Here is a 7,744-nt window from a genome sequence, read left to right on the forward strand (position 1 = left end):
AAACTCATTTAAATCACTTTGCTATTAAGTACAAATTGATTCTTAGAGCGAACCAGATTGCTTGGCAGGAGCTTAAAAATATGGCAGCTTAAAATTGACCGTGCGTAACATGAGTAAATAATTCTAGGCGATGAGGCTGCCAATAATTTCTGATACAACTAGCATTAGGATTTGCCTTTTTAAGGGACTGGATTCCATTAACCCCATTGATAAAATTAGCGCATTCAGGGGTTACTTCGTCTACTTTTTGCATCACGCACTTGGAATAAGGGTAATAGGCACCACTTTCCGCTTCAAAAATCTGTTTAAAAAAAGTTTGCAATTGGGTTTCAGTGCTAAAGCCCATTGCACCCAAATTATAATCGTAAACTATGTATTTATAGGGATCAGGATTTGTAAACTTTATTAAACCCATCGCATGAGCAACGTCTGCATCATGGCCTGGAACCCGGGCGCCACTAAAACGCAAATAGCAAACATCGCCATGAGCGGTTGAAGTCGCGGGCTTAGTGATAAAATCTTTAATGGTATCCCATTTTGCAAAATCCCCAGGATTACTGGCGGTAAAAGTACCCTGCGTTTCGGGATTAGCACTAAGGCTTCTCGTTTGATCAAGCTGGAAATTCATCAATTCTGTTTCAGGACAAATATTATTAACCGAAGGCGATTTGCAATTAATCCGCTTCAGAAACATTTGTGTTTCACCATAACAGTTTCCTAAAGCCCCAATAATATCCACATGGGCAGGGTGGTCTAAAACATAATTATTCGCATTGTAAGGTAGGAAGAAAAAGGGTTTGTCTTCTTGTTCGAGAATGGTGTTGGTGATGCTAACGGCCCCTTCTTTATAAAATTTAACGCGGTATTCATCTACTTTTTCATTATATTTAGTTCCTCTTAAGCTTAATTTGTTATCGACTTGCTTCACGGCATTAACCGCCTTATTAATGGCAGCTAAACTAGGCACATCTTCTAATGCTTTTGTCACACATTGAGCCAATTCTTCACCTTTAGCGGTTAAATTGGGAGTATCTTTTAGTTTTTGGTTAAACGCTTCTAAGGTTTTTCGATATAAAAATAAATTTTCCCAATAAAATCCAGTGGTTTGATGTAAATAGGCATTCATATCGCCGCCACTAGTGAGAAGTTTCTGGTATCCGTTAATGCTAGTAGTCATTAATTTACGCATGTCCTCCAACATATCTTTCAAGTCTTTATCATCTTTTTCGTTAGCACTAAAGGAAATACGTTGGTTGAGTGTTTTAATCACTTCTTCTAAGTTTTCAATTTCTGTTTTAAGCGTAAAATAATTGGGGTTTTCAGCGGAGAGACTGGTTAATTCTTTTTGTTTTTTAGCTAATTTTAACTGAGCGGCTTTTATTTCGTTGACCAAAGAGAGTGCTCGTTTTATATCTTGCATCCCCTTGGGAAGTTGCGATTTAATTTTTTCATGCTTAAGTAGTTTTCGGTTTAGATCGCTAAGCTCATGTGTGATGGTAAGAAATCCCGGCCTTTCGTCTTGTTCAAAATCTTTAATTTTTAAAGCAAGCTCGGCTTGTTTGGTTTCAAGCTTAGTTTTTTCAAGGCCTTTGGTACCTTTTTTTAATTCGAGCTCAATGTCTTTAAGTTGTTGCTTCGCTTCATTATATTCTTTTATTTTCGTAAGAGCCTCTTGAATATCAGGTCTTGCTTCCATTTCATCCAAACTTTTGACACTTAATAAATCGATTGTTTCTTTTTTTAATTGCAGTAAACGCAAACCCTCAACACTGTTTGGTAAAACATGGGGTCCCTGAAGACTTTTACCTTCTTTGCTGTATTTATAAAATACATAAAGGGTGGCTTGCAATAATCTAAGCTGTTGAATTGAGCGTTCAATGATTTGCCGTTGATTAGCCAGTTGTTGCTCTGCGTGGGGAGAATAGTAGTCAATATGACCGTCCGGGCCATCTAAGAATGTTGGGTCTTTAAGTTTTAGACGGTTTAAATCAGCCTCAATAGAACTTTTTATTGAATCTATTAAGTCGCAGTTTTTTTTGAATTTGGGGAATGTAATATAATCAAGAGCATTATTTAATGAAACATTGAGATTTTCTAATAACAGTTTAATCATTCTAACCTTCCGATGATCATATGGTTTATATAATTATAATTAAGTATTTAAATTTTTCACAGTGATTCAAATTTGTTTTACTGTCGGTGAGAAGGTTCTGGTGAAAAAAACAGTTTTTTGTTGCTTTTTAAGCCAGATAAGGAGATAATTGGGTACGGGTAGTTACAGGGAATGATTATGTACCAATTTGTGTTAGCTAAAATTGCCTCATTTTTAGAACACCACGAAGCAGTAATTTCTGATATGGATGAAAAGAATTTATTAGCAAAAGTAAAAAAGGATTTAGCACAATTTAAGCCGATTAATTTTTATCATCCCGAGGCTGGCACTCAACTTTTCGACGCCTTATCCTTGCTGCAAGATTATAAAATCCGTTTAGTGAGTATCCACAACGGATTAAAAGAAAAACCTACTCCTTCCCCTGCGCTGATTAAATCAATAAGTGAATTAGATAAGGTTCTTTTTCTTTTAGATAATAAAATCAGTAAATTAGAAAATTTGCAACGGCGAATCCCAGATGGGATTCTTGATGTAAAAAGAGCTTTGTGGCTTAAAAAGGAGCTTAGTTCCGTTAAAGAAAAAGACAGTAGCCTACAGGCGAGTTTAGGGTTATTAAAAGAGCATTTAACTAAGTTAAATCGCGAATATGTTGCATTGGCGAAAACCGGCGATTCCTTACCTAATATGCTATGGACAACGAGCAGTTTTTATTGGACGCAATTAGCTGTTTACCGCGATTTATTAAAAGCTCAAGCTGATTTATTTGAAGAAAATGCGGCTTATTTAACTGAATCCGGAAACTTAGCCGCTCGTTGTTTGATGAATGCGTTAAAAACTATGCCTTCAGCTAAAATTATCGACAAGGTTTTACTAAGCATCCAAACTACGCGCGTAAATAAAGCTAATTTTGTCAAAGCCTATGGCTTTTGCGCTACCATGGCTATTGATTGTTGCAGGGGTTTACAACAGCTGAAAAAGAACTTCTTTTATCTGCCGCATGATAATAGTAGATATCATTTTGATTATAACCCAGCCGATGATCTAGTAGGAACTGGCGGTGATTGTTTTGGGCAGTCAATGATGCTAATTATTTCTTTGGCCCAAGGCCGTTTTAAATGGTTGTGTCCTGAGGCAGGATTGCTTAACTATCAAATTGATCAAAGTCGGCCGCTTCCAGCTCCATTTGTCAAAGAAACACTGGCTAGTGCAGAAACAGAAGTTAGCGCAGACAGCGAACATCATTCTATTCAATGGGATGATTTACGCACCCTATTTAATGAGGAGCATTTCAAAGCCGGTGATTTATGTGGTCTAACTTTTGCACAAAATGACTATACTAAGGCGCAGCGTTCATTTACTGCAGGCCATATTGCCGTCGTTGCCAAATTAGATGTTGAACGCAGCCCCTATAAATACCTTCTATTTGAGAAGGAATTTGGGGTTTTTGGTTTAGCCGATGAGGAATCATTAGAGCTGGTCGTTAAAAAAATTATGGCGATGTATGAAGGGATGAATTACTCCAAAGTTAAATTAACCAAATATGGTGATGCAACGGATCAAACCTATAAATTAATGACCTCATTCAAACCGGTTGATTCTTTGGTGACAACTCCAGTTTCTGCGTTGAGCCTTTTTAAGGTTAAAGCCGGTGATGAGCTTATACCCAGCCCATCCCCGGGTTTAACCGCTAATTAATTTTTTGGAATTGAAGTTGAGTACTATAAACGATTTTTCTTGGGTATTATTTGATGCAGATGATACCCTGTTTCATTTCGATGCTTTTACAGGCTTACAGCATTTATTTGCCGGATTTAACCTGGCCTTTACTGAAAAAGATTATGCCGACTATGAATTAATTAATAAACCTTTATGGGTGAGTTATCAAAATGGCAGCATCACCGCCGAACAACTGCAGTACCAGCGTTTTGCGGGGTGGGCTGCGCGTTTAAATTGCTCTCCTGAGGATTTAAATAATTCCTTTATAGCAATTATGGCTCAAATATGCACTCCTATCGAGGGTGCACTTTCGTTGCTTAAGGCTCTAAAGGCAAAAGCTAAGTTAGGGATCATTACCAATGGTTTTACCCAATTGCAGCAAGCGCGTTTAGACCGTACAGGCTTGAATAATTATTTTGACGTGTTAGTTATCTCTGAGCAGGTCGGGGTTGCTAAACCAGACAAAGCGATTTTTGAGCATACCCTTAAGCTGATGGGAAATCCCTTGCCTTCTGAAGTTCTGATGGTGGGTGATAACCCTGCTTCTGATATCCTAGGGGGAATTAATGCTGGCTTGCGCACTTGCTGGTTTAATCAGCACCAGATAGAGGCACCAGCGGGCATCACGCCACACTATGAGGTCGCTTCTTTGCGAGAATTACAGTATTTGCTGGTGGGTAGCCCAGATTATTCGTAATAATAATTTTTGAATAATTCTCTAAATCCTATTTTTTGATAAATACTTAGCCCTGAGCTAGAGGCTTCTAAAAAACAAGTCTCAATGTGTTTTTTCTTTAAAAAATCTAAAGTGTAATGGATTAATTCAGTGGCATATCCCCTACCTTGATGCTCAGGAATGGTGGCTACATCGTCTATACGGGCATAGTGCTTTCCTAATAAGGATACTGTAAGTGAGCATACGGCTTGCTGAGCAACAAAACCAGAGAAATGGTAGAGTTCTATTTTTTCTAAAGCAGCACGATGTCTTTGAACATACACGCTGGTTTTTTCAGGGGTAGATTCAAAACCTGCTGTAAGTGGAATACTCCATTGGGAAAGATCATGATTCATGGCTTGGATTAATAAATGTGATTCAGGGGGCTGGACAGGCCAAGTGGTTAAGCAGCACACCATAGCCACTCCTTCATCAATTAAATGAAGTCCTTGCGTCTTTATCAATTTGCTACTCTTGCTTTGTAAATATTCCGGAACAATTAAGGCCGTGCTGACTTGTTGTTGGATATAAAAGGCCTGGCTATTGAGCAAGTCTTGGTGGAAACTGGCTTTATTCACTCCATGCACCATAGTAGGGTTTAATCCAGAAGCATCTACACCACTAAGGTACGCAGTTAAATTTTCAAATTTTTTTGCCCTAACACTAATTGCTGAAAAAAAATTTCGCTCGCTTTGGTGAAAGGCTTCAATTGGAACATTCATAGCATCTCTGCCTAAATAGGGGAGGGGAATAGTAACAGGCTTTATTTTATAGCAACAAGAGCTCTTTTAAAAATATAATTAATCTAATTGTTAGAATAAACAACAATATTTACAGTGCTTATAAGATTACATTATGATAGTGTGTGAAAGTATTCATAGACTTTTGTAAAAAATTAAGTAGAAATTTTCCCTTAAAATAAGGATTAGATGATGAAATCATATAAGGATGTTAATTATTCCCTGGCTTTAGGTTTACTTGTAGCGAGTAGTGCCTTAAATGCAGGTACAATGGGTGCTGTAGGCCCTGCTCCTGGTTCTTTTTATATTGGTGCTTTTGGTGGTGCGGGTGGTGTAGGTAGCGAAAATCTTAGCCAACATGGTATTGCCTATTTTGCTCCTCCTTTAGATGTTAATGCTTATGGAAAAGCAAGTGACTCCGATACAGTAGGCGTGGGTGGGGGATTTATTGGTTATAAATTTGGTTCATTAAGCGGAACTCCCTGGGCTATGACTCCTGCATTGGAATTTGAAGGCTATTATTTCGGCCTAACTCAACGCGGCCACGATATAGATGATAATACCAATCGCCTCCTTGAACATGATTTTAGCGTTAGCTACCCAATGGATAATGGCGTACTTCTCGCTAATGGCGTATTGAATTTTGATACGGTTTGGGGTTCAGTTCGTCCTTACATTGGGGGCGGAATTGGTGCTGCGATTATTTCTATTTCAGGAGCTGATTCGCTGCAAACAACACCACTTGAATTAGGCGTTAACCATTATAATTCGAATACGAGTGATGATGATTGGTCTTTCGCCGCCCAAGTAAAAGCAGGATTAAATTTCAGTGTCAGCCAGCAAGTGAGTCTGTTTGCAGAATACCGCTTCTTATACGTATCGCCAACTGATTTTACTTTTGGTTCAACTCAATATCCTGGCCATGTACCAACCACTAATTGGAACGTCCACTTAGACAGCATGTATTATAATATGGGTACAGTAGGTCTTCGTTACGACGTTTAATAAAAATGAATGTAGGCTGGTTCGAATAGGAAAAACCGGCCTACAATCTACAATCTCAGCCCTCCTGACTAAATTTACGCAGGCCGACATGGCGGCGTTTCAACAGGTTTACCCCTTTTCCGAAGAGGATAAGTGGGCTGCCGTGATTAACGCAGTTCTGGAGCCTTACTTTCCCCTTTATATTCTTTATAATCATCGGCAAAGGAGGTGAGCTCTGATAAGGCGCTAAAGACTTGCTCGGTACGATTTTGCCTTTTATCCGACTCTCTTTTCTCATAAAGCTCAAACATGTTGATGGATTTATCGGCTAAGGCTTTGTGTAAGCTGCTGCTCGTCATAATCCGCTGACCGGTAATATTCGATACAGCAAATAAGCCAGCTCGTTTAAAACTTTCCTCATAAGTTTCTTTAAATAGACGCTCTGAAGATAGAGTTTTATTACTGAATTCAACCGCCCGTGAAAGTGCGAAGGCTTCAGCTGAATCCAGTTTCTTTTCTACTTGATCTTTGATGAATTGATAGACTTGTCTGTTGATGACCTCTTCTGATGCCCCTTGTAACTTTAATTGAAATTCTAAGGATTTAATTTCGAGAAGGAGGCTATCTTGAGCTGGGTTTTTCCCCGCGCCTTGCAACACTGCTTTATAAATGCCCTCGAAATTCTTGCTGACATTGCCAAAAAAAAGATCTACATTAAATTTTTGCGGATTATGAAGCTCATGATTAGTGATATGGTTTACTGTATCCAAATAACCCAGCGAATCCATCACCCGTGCCAGACGGGTCGCGGAATTGAAATCGGTTGTTTTAATAGAGCTGGTGCGCAATTCTACCGTCCGTAATGGGTACTCTGAACGCAATTTTTGATAACCTAATTCCTTTTGATTGGTATTTTTATAGGCAGTTCTTAAACCACCAAGTTTGCTCACCAAGACGTCTCTTTTTAAATGTTCTATAATGCCTGCATCATAGAGGATGGGTTTCATCTGCTCTTTTATAGTCGCGCTAAGCAAACTGAGTCTTTGTTTATAATTGGGTTCGTTTTTATATTCTTTCCAAAACTTGGCATTTTTTTGGGGAGTTAGTAGTAATTTTTCTACAGTTTTAATCATGGCCGGTTTTATAAAGTCTGCCTCTCTGGCACTTAGCATTTTTTGCTCAACCTCGTGCTTCAACACGTCGTTGATGGCTGTTTTGAATAAAGCTAGTTCTTCTTTGGCGTTTTGGGGTTTAGTTTTGATGAGCTGCATTGCCGCATCGATAATATGTTCTACAACATGGCTTGCTATAGCTTCATCCAGACGTTGTCCATAAAGCGCTTGAAAAACTTGATTCTTATTATTACTCATGTTACGCACGGTCAATTTTAAGCTGCCATATTTTTAAGCTCCTGCCAAGCAATCTGGTTCGCTCTAAGAATCAATTTGTACTTAATAGCAAAGTGATTTAAATGAG

The 7,744-nt window shown here is 38.6% G+C and carries 6 protein-coding genes; 3 read left to right on the top strand and 3 right to left on the bottom strand.

Annotation, left to right across the window (positions count from 1 at the left end):
• Positions 1-88 precede the first annotated feature (88 nt).
• A complete protein-coding gene (locus tag ELY15_RS11755) occupies positions 89-2,113 on the bottom strand; it encodes a hypothetical protein (RefSeq protein ID WP_127100249.1) in 2,025 nt (674 codons plus the stop codon).
• Between the two features lie 177 nt (positions 2,114-2,290).
• On the opposite strand from ELY15_RS11755, the gene ELY15_RS11760 reads away from it, so the two are divergent.
• Both ELY15_RS11760 and yjjG read left to right on the top strand, forming a co-directional pair.
• On the top strand, positions 2,291-3,808 hold the full coding sequence (locus tag ELY15_RS11760) for a type IV secretion protein Dot (RefSeq protein ID WP_127100251.1): 1,518 nt from the start codon (positions 2,291-2,293) through the stop codon (positions 3,806-3,808).
• 16 nt (positions 3,809-3,824) lie between these two features.
• Entirely contained in the window at positions 3,825-4,526 is a 702-nt protein-coding gene (gene yjjG, locus ELY15_RS11765; RefSeq protein ID WP_199744215.1) for a pyrimidine 5'-nucleotidase, read from the top strand.
• On the opposite strand, the gene ELY15_RS11770 is transcribed toward yjjG, so the two are convergent.
• On the bottom strand, positions 4,517-5,266 hold the full coding sequence (locus tag ELY15_RS11770; RefSeq protein ID WP_127100253.1) for an N-acetyltransferase: 750 nt from the start codon (positions 5,264-5,266) through the stop codon (positions 4,517-4,519). The genes yjjG and ELY15_RS11770 overlap by 10 nt on opposite strands.
• Positions 5,267-5,473: 207 nt before the next feature.
• On the opposite strand from ELY15_RS11770, the gene ELY15_RS11775 reads away from it, so the two are divergent.
• A complete protein-coding gene (locus tag ELY15_RS11775) occupies positions 5,474-6,289 on the top strand; it encodes an outer membrane protein (protein WP_233586683.1) in 816 nt (271 codons plus the stop codon).
• A 146-nt stretch (positions 6,290-6,435) separates the two neighbouring features.
• Here ELY15_RS11775 and ELY15_RS11780 read toward each other — a convergent pair whose 3' ends face one another.
• Complete coding sequence (locus ELY15_RS11780; protein WP_127100257.1) at positions 6,436-7,638, bottom strand: hypothetical protein; 1,203 nt, start codon at positions 7,636-7,638, stop codon at positions 6,436-6,438.
• Positions 7,639-7,744: the final 106 nt, after the last annotated feature.

The organism is Legionella sp. km772, assembly GCF_003989735.1.
Taxonomy (GTDB): Bacteria; Pseudomonadota; Gammaproteobacteria; order Legionellales; family Legionellaceae; genus Legionella.